Origin of the sequence: Viridibacillus arenosi, from assembly GCF_001955655.1 — a bacterium.
Classification (GTDB): domain Bacteria; phylum Bacillota; class Bacilli; order Bacillales_A; family Planococcaceae; genus Viridibacillus; species Viridibacillus arenosi.
On sequence record NZ_MSPW01000001.1, the window covers coordinates 476,072 to 500,229 of the forward strand.

The following is a 24,158-nucleotide window of genomic DNA, read 5'->3' on the forward strand; positions in this document are numbered from 1 at the left end:
AGTTTATCACGAAGACCCGATGTAAACTATTGTTTATAAGCGATTTCTTTGAAATTCAGACCTTTGACGGAAAAGCTCGTTCAATAAGTTGTAATAATAATCACTGACAATACTCACTATGTTAACATATTTTTTTATGTATAGTAAAAAAGCTTGGTGTGCTCACTTCATTTCACAACATGTATTAGTGGTCACCTTAAAATTCCATTTCAAATAAGCAAAATACAAACGCTCATTATTTTCCCCATAAAAAAATACCGGTTTCCCGGTATTTTAGTTTTTTATTTATCTCGTACGCTTTTCTACTAAAAGCTTCATAGCCGTTCGATCTTCACCTGCAATTAAAATATCCGTAAATGCAGGCGAACAAGTCAAGTCCGTTCCACTTGGTGCAACAAATCCTCTTGCAATTGCAACTGCTTTAACAGCTTGATTTAGTGCACCTGCTCCAACTGCTTGCATCTCTGCATAGCCTTGCTCTCTAATGACTGCTACTAATGCGCCAGCTACTGAGTTCGGGTTTGAGCGAGAAGATACTTTCAATGAATCCACAACAATTCCTCCCTTAATTTGAAAAAATGTGGGACATCTCTCTTGTCCATGGATTATTGTATGCAGCGAGTTTTGGGAATAGACTTACAATTATGCTTTGAAAGGATAATCTGCATTAATATATATGCGCTCAAATGATTTCGCTAAGCCCGTTTTATCATCAAGATCAACAAAGAAGCCACTTAGTACTTCTCGGCCTTGTTTTGGTACTTCAAAACGTGTTGGCATATTTGTTTTAAATCGGTAGATTACACTTTCTTTATTCATTCCAAGAACTTCATCATAAGGTCCAGTCATTCCAACGTCAGTAATATACGCTGTACCACCAGGGTAAATGCGTGCATCCGCTGTTTGTACATGTGTATGCGTCCCTACAAGAGTTGATACTCGGCCATCTAAATACCAACCCATTGCAATTTTTTCACTCGTCGTTTCAGCATGGAAATCTACGAAAATAAGTGGAGAAACTTTTTTTGCTTCTTCTATTAATTCGTCTGCTTTAGCAAATGGATCGCCATGTGGTGGTAAGAAAGTACGTCCATGTAAATTGATTACAGATAAAGTATGACCATTTTTTGAAATAGTCGTCATCCCTTTGCCGGGCGCTTCGTCTGAGAAGTTTGCAGGTCTGATTAAAAATTCTGCATCATCAATGAAATCGAAAATTTCTTTTTGATCCCATGTGTGGTTACCCATTGTAATGACATCTACGCCCGTCATTAATAACTCTTGATAAATGGCTCTTGTAATCCCACGTCCAGCAGCGGCGTTCTCCCCGTTCGCAATGACAACATCTGGTGCATATTTTCTCTTTAATCTTGGTAAATATGTTTCAACAGCTGTACGGCCAATTGAGCCGACAATGTCTCCGATAAATAGTACTTTCATTATTGATTCACTCTTTTCCAACAAAAAAGGCTTCTCGACCGAGGTTCTAAGAAGCCTTCTTTATAAAATATTTGAATTTTTCAATTCAGTTTTCTTACTTTACATTTGGCATAAACTTATTTCTTATTCTGAAATTAACTATTTCGCATATTCGACTGCGCGTGTTTCACGAATAACTGTCACTTTAATATGCCCTGGATAATCCAGTTCATCCTCAATACGTTTGCGAATATCACGTGCTAAACGATGTGAAGCTAAATCATCAATTTGATCAGGACGTACGATTATACGTATTTCACGACCTGCTTGAATAGCGAATGATTTCTCAACGCCTTCATATGATTCAGAGATTTCTTCTAGTTTTTCTAGTCGACGAATATAGTTTTCAAGTGTTTCACTTCGTGCACCTGGGCGCGCTGCAGATAAAGCATCAGCAGCAGCCACTAATACAGCAATTACTGAAGTTGGTTCAGTATCACCATGGTGAGAAGCAATACTATTAATAACAACAGGATGCTCTTTGTATTTTGTGGCCAATTCTACGCCTATTTCTACGTGACTTCCTTCTACTTCATGATCAATTGCTTTACCAATATCATGCAGTAACCCTGCACGTTTTGCTAAAAGTACATCTTCGCCTAATTCAGCTGCTAGTAAGCCCGCTAAGTGAGCTACCTCTACAGAGTGTTTCAGGACGTTTTGACCATAGCTTGTACGATATTTCATACGGCCTAAAATTTTCATTAAATCCGGATGTAAATTGTGGATACCCACTTCGAATGTTGTTTGTTCACCTGTTTCACGAATTTGCTCGTCCACTTCACGGCGAGATTTCTCAACCATCTCTTCTATACGAGCTGGATGAATACGGCCGTCTTGTACTAATTTTTCAAGTGCTAGACGTGCTGTTTCTCTACGGATTGGATCGAATCCTGATAAAATAACGGCTTCAGGTGTGTCATCAATAATTAAATCGATACCTGTTAGCGTTTCAAGTGTTCGAATGTTTCGGCCTTCACGTCCAATAATACGACCTTTCATCTCGTCATTTGGTAAAGTGACGACGGAGACAGTCGTTTCTGCAACGTGATCAGCTGCAAAGCGCTGAAGGGCTAGTGATAAAATTTCTCGTGCTTTTTTGTCAGATTCTTCTTTCGCTCGCATTTCAGATTCTTTCGTCATAACTGCTATATCAGTTGATAACTCGTTTTCTACTTGTTTTAGAATAATGACTTTTGCTTCTTCACGAGTTAATGCTGAGATACGTTCGATTTCAGATTGCTGTTTAGCTACGAGATCTTCCACTTTGCTTTCCATCTGTTCAATATGCTGTTGTCTGTCGTTAAGAGCGTCTTCTTTGCGCTCTAAACCTGCTTCCCTCTTATTCAGAGCTTCATCCTTGCGATCAAGATTTTCTTCTCTTTGCAATAACCGGTTTTCTTGTTTCTGAAGCTCAGACCGGCGTTCACGGATGTCGTTTTCTGCTTCAGTTCGAAGTGTGTGAGTTTCATCTTTTGCTTCTAGAAGTGCTTCTTTCTTTAGAGCTTCCGCTTCTCTTTTACCTTCATCTATGATGAGCTCTGCGGAACTCTTTGCACCTGTCACTTTTGAATCATTCACTCTTTTATTGACGTAATAGATAACAGCGGCACCGACGATGAGTCCAAGCAAAGCGGAGATGATGTTTCCAGTCATTCGAACACCTCCTCTTGCTGTATTGTTTTCATTTTTAGTCGGCTATACATTAAGTATTTCTATGAGCTCTCAATATACTGCCTATTTCATTTCAATTTTAGAAATTATACAAGTTTAATTGTATAGTTGAAAAAAAACAATGTCAAGGATTCACAGTTATAGTTATAGTCAAAAGGGCCCTTCAATTGACATTGAAAGACCCTCAGAAAATCTTACTCTTCATTTAATAATGATGATAGTTCTGCATCCATTGCTTCGTCTTCTTCATTTTCAACTGTATATGAATCAGTTGCAATCCCAGAAGCTACGCGGATTTTATGTGCAATTTCATTGCTGATTTCAGGGTTTTCTTTTAAGAATTGTTTTGCATTTTCGCGACCTTGGCCTAAACGCTCTTCTTCATAAGCATACCAAGAACCACTTTTTTGCACGATTTCTTTTTCTACACCGATATCGATGATTTCGCCTTCTTTAGAAATCCCTTCACCATACATAATATCTACTTCAGCTGTTTTGAATGGCGGTGCCACTTTGTTTTTAACGACTTTAATTTTAGTTCTGTTACCTACCATATCATTACCTTGTTTGATTGTTTCTGCGCGACGTACTTCTAAACGTACAGAACTGTAGAATTTTAAAGCGCGTCCACCTGGTGTTGTTTCTGGGTTACCGAACATAACACCAATCTTCTCACGAATTTGGTTAATGAAAATAGCAATTGTATTTGACTTGTTAATAATCCCTGATAATTTACGTAATGCTTGAGACATTAAACGTGCTTGTAGACCAACATGCGAATCACCCATGTCACCTTCGATTTCGGCTTTTGGTACAAGGGCTGCTACAGAATCGATGATAATGATATCGATTGCGCCGCTACGTACAAGAGCTTCAGCGATTTCTAACGCTTGCTCCCCTGTATCTGGCTGTGATAGTAATAATTCATCAATATTAACGCCTAGTTTTTGTGCATAGACAGGATCAAGTGCATGTTCCGCATCAATAAACGCTGCTGTGCCACCGTTAGCTTGTACTTCTGCAATCGCATGAAGTGCTACAGTTGTTTTACCAGAACTCTCTGGTCCATATATTTCAATAACGCGACCTCGTGGATATCCACCTACTCCAAGTACTGTATCAAGTGCTAAAGAGCCACTTGAAGAAGTCATAATTTCGATGTCTGTTTTTTCGCCTAATTTCATAACTGAACCTTTACCAAATTGCTTTTCAATTTGTTTAAGGGCCATGTCTAATGCTGCTTTACGATCGCTCAATCTTGTTCCTCCTTCGAAAACATTATCTCTTTTATATCTGTATCTACTATACTTCTTTTTTGAGAAATACACAAGAAAAAAGCGAACATTTATTCGGAAAAATTTAATCAAAATCGAAATATAAACACCATTTATTGCTCAAAAGCTGATTATAAACCACTTTGAATGGACAAATTTATATTTTACGATAACCTTGTTCGGTCAATAATTGAATAATAAAAGCAAAAGTACGCTTCACTGCACGTAAACGATTTGTATTGCGTTGCCCAGTTAAATGTAATTGATACGTTCGAGGTTCATTATCACCGATAACTACAGCTATCCACACAGTGCCGGCTGGTTGATTATCATGCCCTTCAGGACCTGCTGCCCCTGTTAAACCAATCCCTATATCTGTACCGAACTTTTCTTTTACTTTGCTAGCCATAGCCACCGCACATTGGGAGCTTACAACTCCATAATTTTCTAATAAGTCAGCTGGAATTCCTAGTTGCTCACGTTTTGCTTGTTCTGTATAAGTAACAACTCCACCAATTAACGATTGGCTTATACCTGGATTTTCTGCTAACTCAGATTGAAATAGCCCAGCAGTTAAACTTTCTGCTGCAGCGATAGTTAGATCGTTTTCAATAAGAATTTCAGCCGTTTTAGAAGACAGAGAATCATCATTCACACCGTACATAAACTGCCCAACTCTGCGAATTATTTCATCTTTTGTTCCAGCTATTAACTGTTCAGCTTGATCAAGACTATAAGCTTTAGCTGTAATACGTAGAGTTACTTCTCCATCTGATGCTAGAGGCGCGATAGTAGGGTTTGTTTGGTTGTCTAGTAAGTCTTGTACCTTTACCTCTAACTCTGCCTCACCGATACCGTAGAAGCGTAGTACGTGCGACATAATCTGTGCTCCATCATTTACTCTTGCCGCTAATTTTGGCTTTGCTTCAAATTGAAACATAGGCTCCAACTCTTTCGGTGGTCCTGGTAACAACATATATATACGGTTATTTTTTTCTAACAACATGCCAGGCGCCATACCATGACGATTTATTAGTACTTCACAATCTTTTAATACGAGCGCCTGTTTACGATTATTATCTGTCATAATACGATTTTGAAGCATGAAGAATTCTTCAATCGATTGCATAGCAAAATTATCTATTTCCAGTACAGTTCCTAGGTGTTGTGCGATTGTTTCCTTTGTTAAATCATCTTTTGTTGGCCCTAAGCCACCAGAGAAAATAATGAGATCTGCACGTGTCTCAGCTACTTCAATCGCCTTTATTAAACGATCTACATTATCTCCAACTACAGTGTGATAATACACATTAATACCTAATTCAGATAATTGACCTGAAATAAAACGCGCATTTGTATTCGTAATTTGACCAAGCAAAAGCTCTGACCCTACTGCAATGATTTCAGCATTCATCTCTAACAATCCCTTCCGTTATTTCATATTATGTATAGTTCGCAAAAGCGAAAAGTTACAAAAGGCGAGGTATATAATGTAGGAGAAAATTCTCCACACTTACATCCTCGCCTACTATAATTCATTTTACCTTTATTTTGAATCTAATAATACACGTCGATTCAAGTAGAAATAATCTGCTCCAGACCAAACAGTAAAGAATAGAGCAACATATAATGCAATGTCAGCAAAAGGAATGCCGAACATAGTAAAGAAAATATTATCTAGCAATAGCGCTGCAATTGCCACAATTTGTGCCCATGTCTTGATTTTACCTAATTGGTTTGCAGCAACTACCTCTCCACCACCAGCTAAAATTAGTCGTAAGCCAGTTACAGCAAATTCACGGCTGATAATGATAATAACAACCCATGCCGGTGCAGTTCCTAATTCAACAAGCAGGATAAATGCAGCAGAAACTAACAATTTATCCGCTAATGGGTCCAAAAATTTACCCATATTCGTTACTAAATTATATTTACGTGCGTAGTAGCCATCTACCCAATCTGTGATAGAAGCTATGATGAAAATCATCGCACCAACAAAGTGCTCAATAGGCAATTGTGCCCCAAGCACCGTCATTTGCCCCCATCCAAAATCCACTAACATTAAAAGCACGAATACCGGGATTAGCAAAACTCTTGAAACTGTAATTCTATTTGGTATATTCACGATTTCCTCACCCTTCTTTCAAAGAAAATAGCCATCTTTCTCTAGATGACTATTCTTTCTCTGAAAAATTAATGACGATATTTTGAGTACTTCGCTCGCTTGGAGAAGCCGCAAGTTTCAATTTCTCATCATTGACAAAAACATTAGCATTTGCAGCTGCACCTAATCGAATACGAACGCTTTGCTTACCCTTCGCATCAACTTCAACTACATCATTAGCATGGTATACATCTGCTCTATCAGAGATTTCTGTACGATTTTCATCTTGTACACCAACCCATGTATCGCCAGTAACTTCAACACGGATTTTATACTCTTCTGTACCCGTTAAAGTATAATTAGTTGTCTCATTATCGTTCACTAGCGTACCTTTAGAAAGTTTTTGTTTTTCTTCTTCTTTTTTTGTTGTTTTTTCATCGTTCTTATCTTGGTCTTTTGAACCGGCTACTTCATTGTCTTTATTCTTATTATTTGTAGTTGGAGTTTTTGTATCCACAGTTATTGGTGCTTCATTTTTAATATCTGGTGTAGAATTATCGGCTTTATTTTGGAACAATACCCAGATTACTACGATTGCAATTATGATAAATAAAGCAACAACAAGTTTCGGCATTAAGTCCATAAAACCTTTTGATGGTATTTTAGACAAGCTTCTACGCGATTGCGGTTGTTGAATTGTTGCTGTCGTTGTACTTTCAACTGTTTTGTTTGCAGGTACTTCAGATTTATACGTCTCAAGTAATTCATCGGCACTTAAATCAACCGCTTCTGCATACTGTTTAATAAATGCTCGAACATAAAACGTTCCAGGCATTATGCTATAATTTCCCTCTTCAATTGCAGAAAGATAGCGTTTTTGAATTTTCGTAATTTCTTGTAAGTCATCCAGACTATACCCTTTTGACAATCTCGCTTCTTTTAAACGAGCTCCTAATTCTGTCAACTGTAACACCTACCTGTTAAAAATTAAATCCTCCAAAACCACCGAAACCACTCGAATCTTGAAGTAAGCTGTTATGTTTCTCCATGATTTCGTATGTAATTTCTTCATCTGGATGATGTCTTAATTCGATAATATAATCAAAGTCTTCAATTGTATATTCAGAATGTTGCACGAACATATCAGGATGCTCCACTACCTTAATAGATGGCATACTCATCATTTCACGTACAAGTTGTTGATGTTTTTCATCAGAAGATCTCCTTGTGACAATTCCATCCAGAATGAATATATTATTGCTATTAAATTCGTCTCCAAGCAACTTGTTGCGTGCAGTTTGTTTAATCATAGTCGATGATAAAAATAACCATCTCTTATTTGCACAAACACTAGCCGCTACGACTGATTCCGTCTTTCCGACACGAGGCATACCTCGAACTCCAATAAGTTTATGACCGTCCTTTTTAAAAAGTTCTGCCATAAAATCTACTAAAATACCTAGTTCATCACGTACAAAGCGAAACGTCTTTTTTTCATCTGCTTCTCTTTGTATATAACGACCATGTCGGATCGCTAGACGATCACGTGTTGTTGGCTCGCGGAATTTTGTTACACTTATCATTTCCATAGTCGAAACGATATTCTCAAATCGTTCAATCTGTTCGTCCTTTTCAGCTCGTAAAAGCATCCCTCTTCGAACTTGATCGACACCGTTGATTGTTACAATATTCACACGAAGCATACCTAATAAGGAAGCAATATCTCCTAATAAGCCGGGGCGATTGATTTGTATTTCATATTCAAAATACCATTCTCTCACATACAACGATCCCTTCTATTATACGACGCTTAAAACATTTCTAAGTTCCATAATAGCCGATTTTTGTACATATGGAAAGAAAAAAAGGAAAAGAGGGGCTATAACCCCATTTTTCCTATTGTACCTTCCTATTCTGCACTAATTTTACAACACAATTAGCTAGAGATTGCTTCTCATCATCGGTTGCCACCGACCAAAGCTCAGAAAGCACTCTCTCTTGTTCATTTTTTGGATCTACATTATTTGCCAAATACTCACCAATTTGAACTGCGGCTTCTTGAATTACCTTTTGTGACATTCCCGCAGATTCCGCTTTTGCAACATTTTGGCCTAAAAAGCTCGTCCACTTCTGCCAGTTTTCTATGATATCCATATAGAATCCCTCCTTTTCACATTTAGTATGTGTAAAAAAGTTATTTATATGTACCATCCACCATTAATTCGAAGTATTTGGCCAGTAATATAATTGGCATTCCCTGATAACAAGAAGGATACTAAATAACCAACTTCAGCTGATTCTCCAGCCCTTGCTAATGGAATTTCATCAATTAGTTCTTGCTCTTCTTTATCCGTCAAATGCCCATTCATTTTAGTATTAATTAAGCCTGGCGCTACTGCATTAACGAGAATACCATTTCCCGCTGCTTCTTGTGCGTACGATTTCACAAAAGCATGAAGTGCACCTTTCACAGTAGCGTACAAAGCTTCTCCTGATGCCCCTGCTTCGCCCCAAACAGAACCAATCATAATGATATGACTTATTTCGTTTCGGCGTAATTTTGAAGCTAGGAGGCTAATCAATCTAATTGGTGTTTGTACATGGACTTTCCAGAGTGCATCCATTTCATCAACTGAGGTATCCTCTACTAGCTTGTATAAAGCTTGACCACTAGCTACAACAATTGATTGTAGTGAAAATACAGAATGGGTAATCCGTTCTGCAGCAAGAGGATCTGTTAAATCAGCTTGAATCTTCATAAATTCTTGCTTTGGATAGAAAGCTGACAGATTACTTTCAAGCTCGACAGCCACCTCTTCACCATGATTATACTGCAAATATAAAGACCAGCCATCTTTAGCAAGCTGCTCACTTATGGCACGTCCAATTGCACCGGACGCGCCAAGTACTAAGCAAAACTTTTTCATTATTTCTCTTGACCTTCTTTATCATTACTTGTTTTCGCTTTATTTCCTACAGGTAAAATCTTAAATACTGTTTGCTGTGATTCTCCTTGTAGTGAAGCGAAAGCTTGTTGCACGTCTGCTATCGTCAATTCTTCAATGACAGGAACTGCGTCAAATAAATTCATATCATTAAAAGCATATCTTGTGAATTGATTTGCGATAAATTCAATTGAATTTAATGCTCTTAAATAAAAGCCGATTTTACGACGTTTTACTCTCTCTAATTCATCATCACCAAAAGGCCATTTTTCTTGTGTATTTTCTAGTACATTTTGAATAGCTTCAACTAACTCATCTGTTTGATTCGTATCCGAACCAATTAAGGCAAAACCAAAGCCCTTTTCTAATGAGAAGTCATAAGAATATGATTCATCAATCATGCCTTTTTCATATACATTTGTATAAAAGTCCGAAGAACGACCAAATAAAACATCAAGCGCTAATTGGATAGATAGCTCATGCTTTAGCATAGCTTTGCCAGAAAGGCTTGTTTCTTTTGCTTTTAAACCAACAATAACTTTTGGTTTTAAAACATCCATTTCTAACGTGCTACTTTTTACCGCAACATCTGTAGGTTCAGTCACTTCAATTCGCTGAATTGGTGTTGGTTCCTCAAATGTTTTATCTGCTTGATCAGTACGAATAAAATCCATCATTTTCTCTGGTTCAACAGCACCGATGACAAATAGAAGCATATTAGATGGATGATAAAACGTATTATAGCAAGTGTATAAATGATCCGCTGTAATATCATCGATTGACTCAATAGTACCTGCTATATCAATTTTCACTGGATGCTCATGGAACATATTCTCAATCGTTCCAAAGTATAAACGCCAGTCTGGTTGGTCATCATACATCGTAATTTCTTGACCTATAATACCTTTTTCCTTCTCCACGGTTTGCTCCGTGAAGTATGGTTGTTGTACGAAATCAAGTAAAGTTTTCGTACTCTCATATAAATGATCGGTTGCAGAGAATAAATACGCTGTTCGTGTGAAAGATGTGAAAGCATTTGCTGAAGCACCTTTTTCACCGAACTTTTGGAATACATCGCCATCTTCTTTTTCAAACATTTTATGCTCTAAAAAATGTGCAATACCGTCTGGCACTGTAATAGCTTCAGTTTCACCAAGCGGGATGAATGAGCGATCGATGGAACCATATTTTGTAGTAAAAGTGACAAATGTTTTAGAGAAGCCTTTTTTAGGCAAAATATAAACATCTAATCCATTATCTAACTTCTCGTAGTAAAGTGTTTCTTCTAATTGATCGAATTGGATTGTTTTCATTCTGCAGCATCCTCCTTACCCCTTAAGAAATATACTGTTTCTTTTTCTACTTGTTTTGCCATATCAACTACATCTTCCTTTGTTACAGCTAGCCATTTCGCGGCCATATTTTCTACCGAGAACTCTGTTGGCAATTCTTTATATTGATCATATATTTCGATTTGCCCTCTTGCTGAATCAAGTGCTTCTTTTATTTGGTTTGTTAACATCGCTTTTGTTTGCGCTAATTCTAAATCTGTAATGTCGCCTTTTTGAATCGCAACAAGTTGTTCGTCGATTAATGAAATCGCCTTTTTCTCTTTGTTGGCATCAATTCCTGATATGACGAATACTAAGCCATATTGGGCAGAATATGAGCTTGAGCAGTAATAAGCCATACTTTCTTTTTCACGTACATTCATAAATAATTTTGCATGTGGATATCCTCCAAAAATGCCATTAAAAATTTGCATTTTTGGAAAATCGGGGTGCGTGAAAGTGACAGGTGTATGATAGCCGATATGTAATTTACCTTGCTTCATATCTTGCTGTTCACTAACAAACGATTTAGTCGGTTTACTTTCTACGGTTGGACGTGTAGCATAGTCTACTGTACGATCAGCAAATGGTAATGCTTTTTTTAAGCTTTCAACTATTGTTTTTTCATCGATATCCCCAACTACGTAGATATCGATTAAATCATCGGCTAACATCTCTTCGTACGTTTTAACTAGTGACGCTGGCGTAACTTTTTTAACCTCTTCAATTGTGCCGTTAGCTGAGATAGATGCAGGGTGATTTGGGCGCATAATACTCAATAATTTCTGTTGGGCATAGCGCGATTTATCATCAAAAACAGATTGAATTCGCTCAATCACCATTTCTTTTTCACGAGCAACAATATTTTCACGGAATAAACCGTTATCAAAATTCGGTTCAAATAATACCGTATGCATAAGATCGAGTACTTTACCTAAAACTTCACCATTTTTTAAATATTGATCATTAACTGTTTCAACATTTAATAATACAGTATGTTCATCGCCACGTTTAGTAGTATCAAAATACAACACCGTACCGTATAAATCATCTAAATACATACGCATTGCAGCAGAAGACGGATATTTTGCACTGCTATGTTGCAGTACGTTTGTTAATACTGTTCTTTCTGAAGCATCCTCGACAGTTAAAGGTCTTTTAAATTTCACTGAAAAATTGACAGTTTTAAATTGGTCAGTTGTTCTTGTATGAATATTGACACCTTTTGCTACTTGAATTGATTGAAACATGTAGACCCCTCCTATCTCTTTAATATAACAAACCATTACACTCACTATACATGCCTTTTTAATAAAAAAGCAACTTCAGGCAAAGTAAGTATTTAGACTTGATATTAAAGGGTCTTTATTCATAAAGAAAAAGACCGAGCGAATGCCCAGTCCTTCCTTTTGAGTAAAAAATTAACGCTTACCTTTAATATATGGTTGACCAACTGCTTTAGGTGCATTTGCCTTACCAATAAATCCGGCTACAGCAAAGATTGTTAACACATAAGGTAAAATATGCAAGTAAACAGCTGGAATGTCTTGAATATATGGAATTGAGTTTCCTGCTATACTTAGAGATTGCGCAAATCCGAAGAAAATAGCCGCTCCTAAAGCACCAAGTGGATGCCATTTACCAAAGATCATTGCCGCAAGAGCCATGAACCCTTGCCCATTAATTGTTCCGTGACCAAAGTCACCAGAGATTGTTTGAGAATAAATTGCACCACCTATACCACCTAATACACCTGAAAGGATTACGGCGATATAACGCATTTTCGTTACATTTATACCCATTGTATCTGCCGCAGTTGGATGCTCCCCAACAGCACGTAAACGCAAACCGAATGGTGTCTTATAAATAATCACCCAAGCAAGAACCGCAACTGCAATTGCTAGAATTGAAGTACCATAAACATCCTTAAAAAGCATAGGGCCGATTAATGGAATATCCTCTAAAAAAGGAATATTAAAACGCGGGAAACGAACTTTAATCATATCTGTTTGCCCTTTATCATACAACATTTTCACAGAGAATAATGCTATAGCAAGACCAAGTAAATTGATTGCTACCCCTGAAACCGTTTGATCTGCACGGAATGAAATGGCAGCTACTGCATGTAGTATTGAGAAAATACCCGCTACTAGCCCTGCTACTAATAATGCAATCCAAGGTGTCCAAGAACCAAATGTATCAACATACGTTAAGTTAAACACGATTCCAACAAAAGCACCCATAACCATTAAACCTTCTAGTCCAATATTAACCACACCAGAACGTTCTGAGAACACTCCACCGATAGCAGTCAATATAAGAGGCGCTGCATAGAAAATTGCAGTAGGCACTAGGAAATATAACACTTCCAAAAAGCTCATGTTATTTCGCCTCCTTTTTCTTGCTCAATCGTTCAAGGAATACCCTAATGATATAACCCGAAGCTACAAAGAAAATAACTAATGCAATAATAATTGAAACGATTTCTACAGGAATTCCGACGTTCGGCATATTTAAAGACCCGAATTTCAATGCCCCAAATAAAATTGCACCTAATAATACTCCAAATGGTGCATTTGCACCTAGTAAAGCGACTGCGATACCGTCAAAACCGATACCAGTAAAGCCAGCTTGAACTGTAATATTACCAAACGTTCCAAGCGCTTCCATTGCACCTGCAAGTCCTGCAAATGAACCAGAAATAACCATAGCAAGTATGATATTACTTTTAACATTCATCCCTGCATACTCAGAAGCATTTTGGTTAAAACCAACGGCTTTAAGTTCAAAACCGCGTTTCGTTTTCTCTAAAATGAACCACATAATAACAACCATTATTAAAGCGATTACAAAACCGTAATGCATACGGGAGTAGTCTGTTAATGTATCTAAAAAAGTAGAACGTAATGATGCCGACTCATGAATCATCGGCGTTTTTTCTCCACTATCAGAAAGAGATTGAATCACTGCGTTCGCTACATGTAACGCAATATAGTTCATCATAATTGTGACGATAACCTCATGCACTTGTAATTTCGCCTTTAATATCCCTGGGATAAATGCCCAAAGTGCTCCTGCTACTGCAGCAGCTATTATAGCTAACGGAAGGTGAATAATAGCTGGCAATTCAAAAGCATAACCTACATAAGCAGCTGCTAACCAACCCATTATTAATTGACCTTCAACACCGATATTAAATAAACCCGTGCGGAACGCAAATGCTACCGCTAAACCTGCCAATATATAAGGGGTGATTTGTCGGATAGTACCACCAATCGTAAACATATCCCCAAAAATACCTTCCCAAAGAGCAATATAACCTTGTACAGGATCATACCCACTTACAAGCATCACAATTGCTCCGACAAGTAAGCCTAAAATTACTGAGATCACAGGGACGAGGATATTAGTCAACTTATTCGACATGTTATTCGTCACCTTCCTTTACTTGTCCGTTGTTTGATTTTCGATCTTGACCCGCCATTAATAAACCTAACTCTTGTTCAGTCGTTTCATTTGGATTTACTGTATCGATAATTTGGCCGTCATATATAACTGCGATTCTATCAGAGACATTCATAACTTCATCTAATTCAAATGAAATTAATAGAACTGCCTTTCCTTTATCACGTTGTTCGATTAAACGTTGGTGAATAAACTCAATTGCACCGACATCTAAACCTCGTGTTGGTAATGCTGCAATTAGTAAATCTGGATTTCGATCCACTTCACGCCCAATAATAGCTTTTTGTTGATTACCACCAGATAACGCTCGAGCTGGTGTAACTTCACCATGACCTGAACGAACATCGTATTCTTTCATTATCTTTTGCGCAAGTTCAGAGATTTTGCTATAATCTATAACTCCAGCTTTTGCGATTGGAGACTGATAGTATGTTTGTAGTGCAATATTGTGTCCGATTGGGAAATCTAATACTAAACCGTGTTTATGACGATCTTGTGGGATATGTCCAACACCAGATTCAGTAATATCACGCGGTTTTAGATTAGTAATGTTTTGATTGTTTAAAGAAACTATGCCTGATTTCACTTTACGAAGCCCAGTAATTGCTTCGATTAATTCGGTCTGCCCGTTACCATCAATACCAGCAATACCGACAATTTCACCACTGCGTATCGAAAGATTTAAACCTTTCACTTTTTCAATATTTCGGTAGTCAGTTACTACTAAGTTTTCAATTTTCAAAATTTCTTCTTTTGGATTAGCCTTAGATTTTTTAGTTTTAAATTCAACTTGGCGTCCAACCATTAACTCGGCTAATTGGTCTGGCGATGTTTCTGAAGTTGTTACAGTTCCAATACCTTGCCCTTTACGGATAACAGTGACCCTATCTGAAACTTCCATAATTTCTTGCAATTTATGAGTGATTAAGATTATAGATTTGCCTTCTGCAATTAAACGTTTCATAATTTGAATCAGTTCTGATATTTCTTGTGGGGTTAATGATGCTGTTGGTTCATCGAAAATGATATTTTCTGCCCCACGGTACAATGTTTTGATAATTTCCACTCGTTGTTGCATACCAACTGAAATATCCTCGATTTTTGCATATGGATCGACATTCAATCCATATTTTTCAGATAGAGCCTGTACTTTTTTGGCTGCATCTTTGATACTAACAATGCCACCTTTAGTAGGTTCACTACCTAAAATAATATTTTCTGTTACCGTAAAGTTTTCAACTAACATGAAGTGTTGATGAACCATTCCAATACCTAGATCATTCGCTACATTCGGATCAGAAATTTTAACTTTCTTTCCATTTACACGAATTTCCCCAGCTTCAGGTTGATAAAGTCCAAAAAGCACGTTCATTAAAGTCGATTTTCCTGCACCGTTTTCTCCAAGCAATGCATGAATTTCGCCTTTTTTCAGCTGAAGGGTGATATTATCATTTGCTACAAAAGATCCGAATTGTTTTCGAATACCCAGCATTTCTATCACATATTCCAATGTGTTCACTCCCTTGGACACTGTAAATTATATTTGTTGTTATTAATAAATTAACATAGGTTAAAAAAATTAATACAGGAAAGATTTTGAAATTTCAAAAATTCAAAACCTTTTATCTATTAATTTATGCAGATAAAAATCATCATAAAGACTAATAGTTAACTAGCCTTTATGATGATGACTTAAATTAAATTATTTCTTTTTTTCTACTTTTTCTGGAACTTTAATTGTACCGTCAGCGATTTGTTTAGCAAAATCATCGATTTTTTTCATAGTTTCATCTGAAATAGCACCGTGTGAATCTGCTAATGCCATACCATTGTCTGATAAACCATATACTAAAGTTTCTCCACCTGGGAATTTACCTTCTTTAGCTTGTTTCGCAACGTCTTGTACCGCAACATCTACACGTTTCATAACAGAAGTTAAAGTAACGTTAGTTTTATCGTTAACTTGACCTTCTTTATATTGGTCAGCATCTACGCCGATTACCCATACATTTGCATTTGGGTCTTTAGCTTTACGTTCTTTTGCTTCAGTAAATACACCATTACCTGTTGCACCAGCAGCGTGGAAAATTACATCTACGCCTGTAGTAAACATACGATTAGCAGTTGTTTTTCCAAGTTCTGCTTTATCAAAAGCACCTGTATATTGAACATCAACTTTAATATCTGGATTTACTGCTTTTACACCTTCAACGAATCCAGCATGGAAGCGGTTAATTACAGGAATATCAATACCACCTACAAAACCGATTTTGTTTGATTTTGTAGCACTAGCTGCAGCTACACCTGCAAGGAAAGCACCTTCTTGCTCTTTAAACAAGATAGAAGCTACGTTTGGAGCATCAACTGTAGCATCAATAATTGAGAAGTTTGTATCAGGTTTTTGGTCAGCAACTTCTTTTACAGCATCAGCCATTAAGTAACCAACACCGAAGATAAGATCAAAGTTACGACGATTCATATTCGTTAAGTTCGTGTTGTACTCAGAAGAAGACGCAGATTGCAAGTAGTCATAGCCACCATCGCCTTTTTTCATACCATTGTCTTTACCGAATTTTTGGATCCCTTCCCAAGCTGATTGGTTGAATGATTTGTCATCCACACCACCAAGGTCAGTAACCATAGCAAGTGAGAAGTTGTCTTCTTTGTCACCTTTAGAAGTGTCATCTTTAGATCCACAAGCACCTAATAAAGTACCCGCAGCTAATACTACTGAAAGTGCTAAGCCAAATTTACGTTTTTTCAATTGGAGTCCCCCCAAAAGTGTTTGATGTTAGCAGGAATGCATACAGTTTTACACACGTTTTCGAACTACATGGAAGCTAAATTTATCAGCTCTAAAATAGTTTTTTGAATATAACACCACTCGATCGTTATCATCGTAGTGGAGCTGTTTTAAGACGAGGAGAGCTGTTTCAGGCTCACACTCTAAAATTGGAGATGCTTGGTTATGATAACCAACCGGATCGATAAATGTGATTGCATACGCGACATGAATATCACCAGATTCCTCTATCGCAGAAAAGATTGAAGAATCTTTACGATTTGAAAAATCATTAGGCAAATACTTTGAAGGTACTTGGTCCACACAATAAACCACGGGCTCTCCGTTCGCAGTACGAACTCTTTCAATTGATATGATAGTTTCATCTTCTTCGCAATGAAAGCGTTTTACATCATCCTCAGAAGCTGGCAACCCGAATGAACTTAAATAGTTTGTTCCGGGTTCCATTCCAGCATTTAGGATCATAGAGGAGATACTTGATAAATGTTCAATTCCTGATGTAAACACAGGTTTTGGATTCACAAATGTTCCCACTCCATGTCGGCGAACAATGATGTTTTCTTCTTCCAACAGTCTAAGTGCCTCACGTAGAGTGGCACGACTGACTCCAAGTTTTTTGGATAATTCGAATTCAGATGGAAGTTTTTCTTTTTCTTTAAAAACTCCTTTTTCAATATCTTCTTTCAAACGATCGATTACTTGGAGATACAAATGCCGACTATCTGTTTTAATCGTCATACATACCACCACCTAGAGAGATCAGACATCTGACGTAAAACATTCCTACTAATTCGTTACTATACCATTATTATTTAGGTAAATAAATAGGTTTTTTTAAAAACTGTGCTAAAACAGTTTTTTTTTTTTTCATCTGTAGTTATTTTAGTATTTTTTTGATAAAGAAAATTTTTCCATCATTATTTTCCGATAAGGACTTGACGTGGCTTGCTTTTTTCAGCAGGTCCTACAACTCCTCTTTCTTCCATCTGATCCATTATACGAGCCGCTCTAGCATACCCCACTTTTAACTTTCTTTGCAAATATGATACCGATGCCGTTTCTTGATCCATTACTAATTGTACTGCCTCTTCATACAAATCATCTGTGTCATCTAAGTTCTTTAAGTCATCCTCTTCTGTCGGTATCATCTCTTCTTGGTATTGTGCCTTTTGTTGACTAATAACAAAATCAACAACATCCTGTACTTCATTATCTGACAGAAAAGCCCCTTGGACTCGAACAGGTTTCGATTGTCCAGCTGGTAAAAATAGCATATCCCCTCTTCCGAGAAGACGTTCCGCTCCACCCATGTCTAAGATAGTACGAGAATCAATTGAAGAAGATACTGCAAAAGCAATTCGAGATGGAATATTTGCTTTTATGACACCCGTAATGACATCGACACTCGGTCTTTGGGTAGCGATAATTAAATGAATACCTGCCGCTCGTGCCATTTGGGCAAGTCTAGTAATGGAGTCTTCTACATCACTTGAGGCAACCATCATTAAATCCGCTAGTTCATCAACAATAACGACAATAAATGGTAATTTTGGATGCTTCTCATCATTTTCAGCATTAAACGCATCAACATGTCCATTGTAGCCTTCAATATTACGTGTTCCTGTATGTGAAAACAGGTCATAACGGCGCTCCATTTCAGATACAACTTTTTTCAAAGCTTGAGAAGCTTTACGTGCATCCGTAACAACTGGTGCTAACAGATGCGGAATGCCATTATAAACATTTAGCTCAACCATTTTCGGATCAATCATCATGAGTTTCACTTCATGAGGTTTTGCACGCATTAATATACTTACTATGATGCCATTAATACAAACACTCTTACCGCTACCTGTAGAACCAGCTACCAATAAATGTGGCATTTTATTTAACTGGGCCAACTTCGCTTCACCTGTAATATCTCTACCTAAACCAATTAGTAGTTTGGCATTTGGTTGATTATTTTCTTTTGCCTCTAACACTTCACGCAAACTAACAATTGCCACTTCTTTGTTTGGTACTTCGATACCGACAGCTGATTTACCCGGAATAGGTGCTTCGATACGTATATCTTCAGCTGCTAATGCTAATGCTAAATCGTCTTGCAAACCGACAATTTTGCTTACTTTAACCCCTTTATCTGGCAGTACTTCATACTCTGTAACAGCTGGCCCTAAATGGACTTCTGTCACAGTTGCTTTCACACCAAACGATTGAAAAGTTTGTTCAAGCTTTCGTGCATTTGCTTGAATCAATGTGAATTCTCCACTTTGATCAACATGTGGTGGTGCTTTTAATAAAGACATTGCCGGTAATTGGTAATTGACATTTTCAATAACCTCATCACCCGCCATTGGTTGAATCTCTATTTCTTCTTCTGGTTCTATATCCTGTGGTATTACTTCAGGTTCTACAATACGTTGTGTAAAAGCTGAAATAATAGGTTCCTTATGGACAGGAAGCTCTACTTCTGTGGCAGCTTCAAGATTTTCTTCAACTTGTTGCGGCGCTTCATCTTTTACAGATTTACGAGCGCGACGTGATGAAGCTTTTGGCGCCTCTTGACTTTGTGGAGTTCTTCTGGCTTGCTTCGCTCTTTTCGCTTGTGTACGACGTTCTCTCCATTTTGTTTGCCATTCAGGCGTCTTTTGCAATAAGTATGGAACTAATGCCTTACCAGTTAATAAAATCATCCCGATAAATAGCATTAACCAACTAGCAATAGACGCTCCTGCAGAGTCAAATAAAATAAAGAAACATGCAAATAATAAAGCGCCGACCATCCCACCACCAAGTGATTGACTACGTTCTTCTATACCACCGCTCGTTATGAGTATTCGCCATGTTTCTTTCAACACCGAATTACTTCCAATTCCATTTCCATTTAGTAATTGCTCAAACAGTGCAATATGACTAAATAAAGTTAGACTCCCTAGTATAAATGCACAACCTAGAATTGTTCTGTTCTTCATATTCGGGATGGTTCTACGAATCATTAAAATAAGGGCACTAAGAATAAGCATGAATGATACAGCAATTGACCAATTACCAAATAAAAACAAAGCAGCTGTTTGAAAGAATCGTCCAACTAAGCCATATTCAAAGAATGTAATGATAGCAATTCCTACCAATAGGAGACCAATGATTTCATACATAAGAGGATGCATCGTTAATTTTTGTTCTGGCTTTTTAGGTTTTGTCTCTTTTTTCTTTTTTGTAGCCAATTTTCTTACCTGCCTTTCTCTTTTAAAGGAAAAAAGGATTTCCCACCACAAATCGGCTAGGAAATCCTTTGTATCCGCTACGCATTAATATTCCATAATAATCGGGATGATCATTGGGCGGCGCTTCGTTTTTTGGAATAAGTAAGAATTTAGCGTGTCACGGATTTCTTGTTTAATGTTTGTCCATTCATACGTACCTTTATTCACATACTTTTCGACAACATTCTTTACTAGTGCTGCAGACTCTTCCATTAGTTCTTCTGACTCACGAACATATACGAATCCTCTAGATAAAATTTCTGGACCGGAAGCGATTTTCTTATGTTGACGGTCAATAGTAACAACAACGATAAAGATACCGTCTTGACTTAATAATTTACGATCACGTAAAACGATGTTACCTACATCACCAACGCCTATACCATCTATTAAAACATTACCAGCAGTTACACGGCCACTCATACGCATTTTACCGTTTTTATATTCTACAATATCACCTTTATCAGCGATGAAAATTTGCGCTTTCGATAAACCTGTTTCTTGCGCAAGTTTAGAGTGCGCTATTAACATACGATATTCCCCTTGAATAGGAATAAAGTACTTTGGTTTCATAAGGTTAAGCATTAATTTAAGGTCTTCTTGCGAACCATGACCAGATACATGTACCTTTTTATCAGCAGACATTACTTTAGCGCCTGCTTTGGCTAGGCTATTCATTGTTTCAGCAATTTGTACTTCCATACCTGGAGAAGGTGTGAATGTAATTAATACAGTATCAGTAGGTTTAATACGAATATCACGGTGATGCTTACGAATGATTTTCTCAAGACCTTCTAAAGGCTCTCCTTGATTACCTGTTACAATTGCAACAATTTCATTTTCAGGGTAATCATTGATTTTACTTACTGGAATAATTCTTTCTGGATCAACAGAAAGATAGCCTAAACGCATACCTACTTCAAACACATTTTCTAGGCTACGTCCTACAACAGCAATTTTACGATTTGATGCTGCCGCTTGGTCAAATACTTGTTGAATACGGATGAAGTTTGATGCATAAAGTGCTACAAGGATTCTTCCTTCTGCACGATGGAATGTTTTCGATAATCTTTCACGGATAATTGATTCTGAGATTGTATATCCTGGGCGTTCTGCTTCTGTTGAATCAGACATTAAGATGAATACACCCTCTTCACCAAGACCAGCCATTTTAGCGATATCGGGCTTGTACTTTCCTTGTGCTGATTGGTCAAATTTAAATTCGCCAGTGTGTACGATTGCACCTTCAGATGTATGGAACGCAACGCCAAGTGAATCTGGAATACTGTGCGTTGTATGGAAAAATGTCACATACGTCGTTTGGAAATTCATACGACTTTTGCTTGTCACTTCAAAGAACTTCACTTGTTGTGGAGCGGGCAATTCTTTTAAATGTTCTTTTGCTAAAGCAATTGTAAGTTTTGAACCATAAACTGGTGCATTGACTTTTTGTAATAAGTACGCAATTGAGCCAATTGCATCTTCATGACCATGTGTTAAGAAGATTCCTTTTACTCTTGTTTTGTTTTCTTCTAAATATGAAATGTCTGGAATAACAAAATCAATTCCTAGCATCTCATCCTCTGGGAACATTAGTCCACTATCGACTACAAATAGCTCGTCATCAATTTCAACGACATACATTGCTTTGCCGATTTCACTAACCCCACCTAGAGGTATTACTCGTATTACTTCATTTTTTGTTTTAACCACTTGTTTTCCTCCTAAAAATAATCCCGAACAGCATCCACTTGTTTTTATTATATCGGTAGTAGACCGTTTTCACAAACAAAAAAAGAATGGGTTTTATCACCCATTCCATTTTTTTATTGGAACTGTTTTTGTTTCGCTAAATAATGTTCCCAAACTATATCAAAATGTGCTTTTTCTTGTTCAGTCAATTCCACTAATGGCAACCTAACCGTTTCAGATGAAATATTCAATTTACTAAGAGCATATTTAACGGCAGTAGGATTCGGAGTTGCAAACAAGGCACGAATTAAAGGTAGTAATGCTTGATGTATAAACGCTGCGTCCCCATGGCGCCCCTCTTTAAAAGCTTTGATCATTTTCTGCATATCTTCGCCAACAACATGTGCTGCTACAGAAATGATACCTGAACCTCCAACTGCTAAAAGTGGTAAAGTTAAACCATCATCACCCGAGTATACTTTGAATCCCTTAGGTGCACCAGATAGAATTTCTGTCATTTGATCAAGACTACCACTTGCTTCTTTCACAATATGGATGTTTGGTATTTTACTTAATTCTAGGATCGTTTCAGGTAATAGATTTACTATTGAACGTCCTGGTATATTGTAAAGCATAATCGGTAACGTTGTTTCTTTAGCAATTGCGGCAAAGTGTGCATACATACCACGTTGGCTAGGCTTATTATAATATGGTGTCACCAGCATAACGCCATCAACACCTGCTTCTTCAGCTTCTTTTGTCGCTTGAATCGATTCAGCCGTATTATTACTTCCTGTACCAGCAATTACTGGCACTCGTTTACGTACAGTTTCGACAACAAATTGGATAAGATGCATTTTCTCTTCGTGTGTTAATGTTGGTGATTCGCCAGTTGTACCACAAACAACAATTGAATCAGTACCTGTTGCGATTAGATGTTCTACTACCTTTGCCACCATTTCATAATGGATAGAGTCATCTTCGTGAAATGGAGTAATCAACGCTGTTGCTACATTCCCTATGTTCATACGTGACGCCCCCTTAGATTATACCTTCATCAATCAAAGCTTCTGCGATTTGGATAGAATTAAGTGCCGCACCCTTTAATAGGTTGTCAGCAACAATCCATAAATGGAAGCCATTATCCTTCGCTAAATCTTTGCGAATACGGCCTACAAATACTTCATCTTCGCCTTCTGCATAGATTGGCATTGGATAACCTTGCGCTGTAATATCGTCAACTAGTTTGATGCCAGAAGCATTTTCAAGCACCTTCTTTACATCTTCTACTGACACATTATCTTTTTCTACTTCAATATAAACAGATTCAGAGTGTCCTGATACAACTGGCACACGAACACAAGTTGCTGCGACTGGAAGCTCTGGCATATGCATAATTTTCTTCGTTTCATTTATCATTTTCATCTCTTCATATGTGAAGCCATTTTCAGTGAAGACATCAATTTGAGGAATAACATTTCTAGCAATTGGATAATGTTTTTTATCGCTTTTAACTGGTAATACATTCGCTTCCACGTCTTTACCTTTTTCCCACTCACCACTTTGTATTTTAAGCTCTTCAATGGCATTTATACCTGAACCAGATACTGCTTGATATGTAGATACGATTACATTTGATAAGCCAAATGCTTTTTTTATTGGTTCTAATGCTGCGACCATTTGAATTGTTGAACAGTTTGGATTAGCAATAATCCCTTTGTGTTTAGCTAAATCACTAGGGTTTACTTCAGGTACAACAAGCGGTACTTCTGGATCCATACGAAAAGCGCTTGTGTTATCAATTGCAACAGCACCACGTCTTGCAGCTTCTGGTGCTAACACTTTTGATACAGCACCACCTGCACTGAATAGCGCAATATCTACACCTTCAAATGCTTCAGGTGTTGCTTCCTCAATCGTGTATGACTGACCATTAAATGTAATATCTTTTCCAGCAGATTTTTTGGAAGCTAGTAATTTAATCTTACCAATCGGAAACTTACGCTTAGCAAGCTGCTCCATCATTTTCGTCCCTACTGCTCCTGTAGCTCCTACGACAGCTACTGTATATTGCTTAGTCATCATACATCTCTCCTCAACTCATCATTGATATTGGCGCTATTGTATC

At 37.4% G+C, this 24,158-nt stretch carries 21 protein-coding genes; all 21 read right to left on the reverse strand.

Annotated elements, in window-relative coordinates; genetic code table 11:
• Positions 1 to 285: 285 nt before the first annotated feature.
• Positions 286 to 552, reverse strand: a complete 267-nt coding sequence (locus BK137_RS02325; protein ID WP_038184313.1) for a stage V sporulation protein S — start codon at positions 550 to 552, stop codon at positions 286 to 288.
• Between the two features lie 90 nt (positions 553 to 642).
• Positions 643 to 1,440: a TIGR00282 family metallophosphoesterase gene (locus BK137_RS02330; RefSeq protein ID WP_038184310.1), complete on the reverse strand. Its 798-nt coding sequence runs from the start codon at positions 1,438 to 1,440 to the stop codon at positions 643 to 645.
• Between the two features lie 138 nt (positions 1,441 to 1,578).
• Positions 1,579 to 3,135 (reverse strand): ribonuclease Y, encoded by a 1,557-nt coding sequence (gene rny, locus BK137_RS02335; RefSeq protein ID WP_038184308.1) that lies wholly within the window; start codon positions 3,133 to 3,135, stop codon positions 1,579 to 1,581.
• A gap of 212 nt (positions 3,136 to 3,347) precedes the next feature.
• Positions 3,348 to 4,409, reverse strand: a complete 1,062-nt coding sequence (gene recA / locus BK137_RS02340; protein ID WP_038184305.1) for a recombinase RecA — start codon at positions 4,407 to 4,409, stop codon at positions 3,348 to 3,350.
• 175 nt (positions 4,410 to 4,584) lie between these two features.
• Positions 4,585 to 5,841: a competence/damage-inducible protein A gene (locus tag BK137_RS02345; RefSeq protein WP_038184302.1), complete on the reverse strand. Its 1,257-nt coding sequence runs from the start codon at positions 5,839 to 5,841 to the stop codon at positions 4,585 to 4,587.
• Between the two features lie 132 nt (positions 5,842 to 5,973).
• Positions 5,974 to 6,552, reverse strand: a complete 579-nt coding sequence (pgsA, locus tag BK137_RS02350; protein WP_038184299.1) for a CDP-diacylglycerol--glycerol-3-phosphate 3-phosphatidyltransferase — start codon at positions 6,550 to 6,552, stop codon at positions 5,974 to 5,976.
• A 49-nt stretch (positions 6,553 to 6,601) separates the two neighbouring features.
• Positions 6,602 to 7,504, reverse strand: a complete 903-nt coding sequence (locus BK137_RS02355) for a helix-turn-helix domain-containing protein (protein ID WP_051448685.1) — start codon at positions 7,502 to 7,504, stop codon at positions 6,602 to 6,604.
• 7 nt (positions 7,505 to 7,511) lie between these two features.
• On the reverse strand, positions 7,512 to 8,312 hold the full coding sequence (locus tag BK137_RS02360) for a DUF3388 domain-containing protein (protein WP_038184458.1): 801 nt from the start codon (positions 8,310 to 8,312) through the stop codon (positions 7,512 to 7,514).
• Positions 8,313 to 8,427: 115 nt separating this feature from the next.
• Positions 8,428 to 8,685, reverse strand: a complete 258-nt coding sequence (locus BK137_RS02365) for a DUF3243 domain-containing protein (protein ID WP_038184292.1) — start codon at positions 8,683 to 8,685, stop codon at positions 8,428 to 8,430.
• A gap of 44 nt (positions 8,686 to 8,729) precedes the next feature.
• Positions 8,730 to 9,458, reverse strand: a complete 729-nt coding sequence (gene ymfI, locus BK137_RS02370; protein WP_038184288.1) for an elongation factor P 5-aminopentanone reductase — start codon at positions 9,456 to 9,458, stop codon at positions 8,730 to 8,732.
• On the reverse strand, positions 9,458 to 10,789 hold the full coding sequence (gene yfmH, locus BK137_RS02375) for an EF-P 5-aminopentanol modification-associated protein YfmH (protein ID WP_038184285.1): 1,332 nt from the start codon (positions 10,787 to 10,789) through the stop codon (positions 9,458 to 9,460). Before yfmH ends, ymfI begins: the two co-directional genes overlap by 1 nt.
• On the reverse strand, positions 10,786 to 12,057 hold the full coding sequence (yfmF, locus tag BK137_RS02380; RefSeq protein ID WP_038184284.1) for an EF-P 5-aminopentanol modification-associated protein YfmF: 1,272 nt from the start codon (positions 12,055 to 12,057) through the stop codon (positions 10,786 to 10,788). The genes yfmH and yfmF overlap by 4 nt, the downstream gene beginning before the upstream one ends.
• 171 nt (positions 12,058 to 12,228) lie before the next feature.
• Complete coding sequence (locus BK137_RS02385) at positions 12,229 to 13,188, reverse strand: ABC transporter permease (protein WP_038184281.1); 960 nt, start codon at positions 13,186 to 13,188, stop codon at positions 12,229 to 12,231.
• 1 nt (position 13,189) lies between these two features.
• A complete protein-coding gene (locus tag BK137_RS02390) occupies positions 13,190 to 14,233 on the reverse strand; it encodes an ABC transporter permease (RefSeq protein ID WP_038184278.1) in 1,044 nt (347 codons plus the stop codon).
• Between the two features lies 1 nt (position 14,234).
• Entirely contained in the window at positions 14,235 to 15,782 is a 1,548-nt protein-coding gene (locus BK137_RS02395; RefSeq protein WP_038184275.1) for an ABC transporter ATP-binding protein, read from the reverse strand.
• Positions 15,783 to 15,974: 192 nt separating this feature from the next.
• A complete protein-coding gene (locus tag BK137_RS02400) occupies positions 15,975 to 17,036 on the reverse strand; it encodes a BMP family lipoprotein (RefSeq protein ID WP_038184271.1) in 1,062 nt (353 codons plus the stop codon).
• A 48-nt stretch (positions 17,037 to 17,084) separates the two neighbouring features.
• Positions 17,085 to 17,813: a GntR family transcriptional regulator gene (locus tag BK137_RS02405; protein ID WP_038184268.1), complete on the reverse strand. Its 729-nt coding sequence runs from the start codon at positions 17,811 to 17,813 to the stop codon at positions 17,085 to 17,087.
• Between the two features lie 179 nt (positions 17,814 to 17,992).
• Positions 17,993 to 20,242 carry an FtsK/SpoIIIE family DNA translocase gene (locus tag BK137_RS02410; RefSeq protein ID WP_081730079.1) on the reverse strand — a complete coding sequence of 750 codons (2,250 nt, stop codon included), beginning with the start codon at positions 20,240 to 20,242 and terminating at the stop codon, positions 17,993 to 17,995.
• 141 nt (positions 20,243 to 20,383) lie between these two features.
• Entirely contained in the window at positions 20,384 to 22,051 is a 1,668-nt protein-coding gene (locus BK137_RS02415) for a ribonuclease J (RefSeq protein WP_038184264.1), read from the reverse strand.
• A 113-nt stretch (positions 22,052 to 22,164) separates the two neighbouring features.
• Positions 22,165 to 23,058, reverse strand: coding sequence for a 4-hydroxy-tetrahydrodipicolinate synthase (gene dapA, locus BK137_RS02420; protein ID WP_038184262.1), 894 nt, complete (start codon positions 23,056 to 23,058; stop codon positions 22,165 to 22,167).
• 13 nt (positions 23,059 to 23,071) lie between these two features.
• Positions 23,072 to 24,112 (reverse strand): aspartate-semialdehyde dehydrogenase, encoded by a 1,041-nt coding sequence (locus BK137_RS02425; RefSeq protein ID WP_038184258.1) that lies wholly within the window; start codon positions 24,110 to 24,112, stop codon positions 23,072 to 23,074.
• Positions 24,113 to 24,158: the final 46 nt, after the last annotated feature.

What these genes read in the sequence shown, in the direction of transcription:
- rny (WP_038184308.1), bottom strand. Translation starts at nt 3,135, where the DNA reads ATGACTGGAAACATCATCTCCGCTTTGCTTGGACTCATCGTCGGTGCC.
- yfmH (WP_038184285.1), bottom strand. Translation starts at nt 10,789, where the DNA reads ATGAAAACAATCCAATTCGATCAATTAGAAGAAACACTTTACTACGAG.
- BK137_RS02385 (WP_038184281.1), bottom strand. Translation starts at nt 13,188, where the DNA reads ATGAGCTTTTTGGAAGTGTTATATTTCCTAGTGCCTACTGCAATTTTC.
- ymfI (WP_038184288.1), bottom strand. Translation starts at nt 9,458, where the DNA reads ATGAAAAAGTTTTGCTTAGTACTTGGCGCGTCCGGTGCAATTGGACGT.
- BK137_RS02365 (WP_038184292.1), bottom strand. Translation starts at nt 8,685, where the DNA reads ATGGATATCATAGAAAACTGGCAGAAGTGGACGAGCTTTTTAGGCCAA.
- BK137_RS02425 (WP_038184258.1), bottom strand. Translation starts at nt 24,112, where the DNA reads ATGACTAAGCAATATACAGTAGCTGTCGTAGGAGCTACAGGAGCAGTA.
- yfmF (WP_038184284.1), bottom strand. Translation starts at nt 12,057, where the DNA reads ATGTTTCAATCAATTCAAGTAGCAAAAGGTGTCAATATTCATACAAGA.
- dapA (WP_038184262.1), bottom strand. Translation starts at nt 23,058, where the DNA reads ATGAACATAGGGAATGTAGCAACAGCGTTGATTACTCCATTTCACGAA.
- BK137_RS02410 (WP_081730079.1), bottom strand. Translation starts at nt 20,242, where the DNA reads ATGCATCCTCTTATGTATGAAATCATTGGTCTCCTATTGGTAGGAATT.
- BK137_RS02390 (WP_038184278.1), bottom strand. Translation starts at nt 14,233, where the DNA reads ATGTCGAATAAGTTGACTAATATCCTCGTCCCTGTGATCTCAGTAATT.
- BK137_RS02405 (WP_038184268.1), bottom strand. Translation starts at nt 17,813, where the DNA reads ATGACGATTAAAACAGATAGTCGGCATTTGTATCTCCAAGTAATCGAT.
- BK137_RS02345 (WP_038184302.1), bottom strand. Translation starts at nt 5,841, where the DNA reads ATGAATGCTGAAATCATTGCAGTAGGGTCAGAGCTTTTGCTTGGTCAA.
- BK137_RS02330 (WP_038184310.1), bottom strand. Translation starts at nt 1,440, where the DNA reads ATGAAAGTACTATTTATCGGAGACATTGTCGGCTCAATTGGCCGTACA.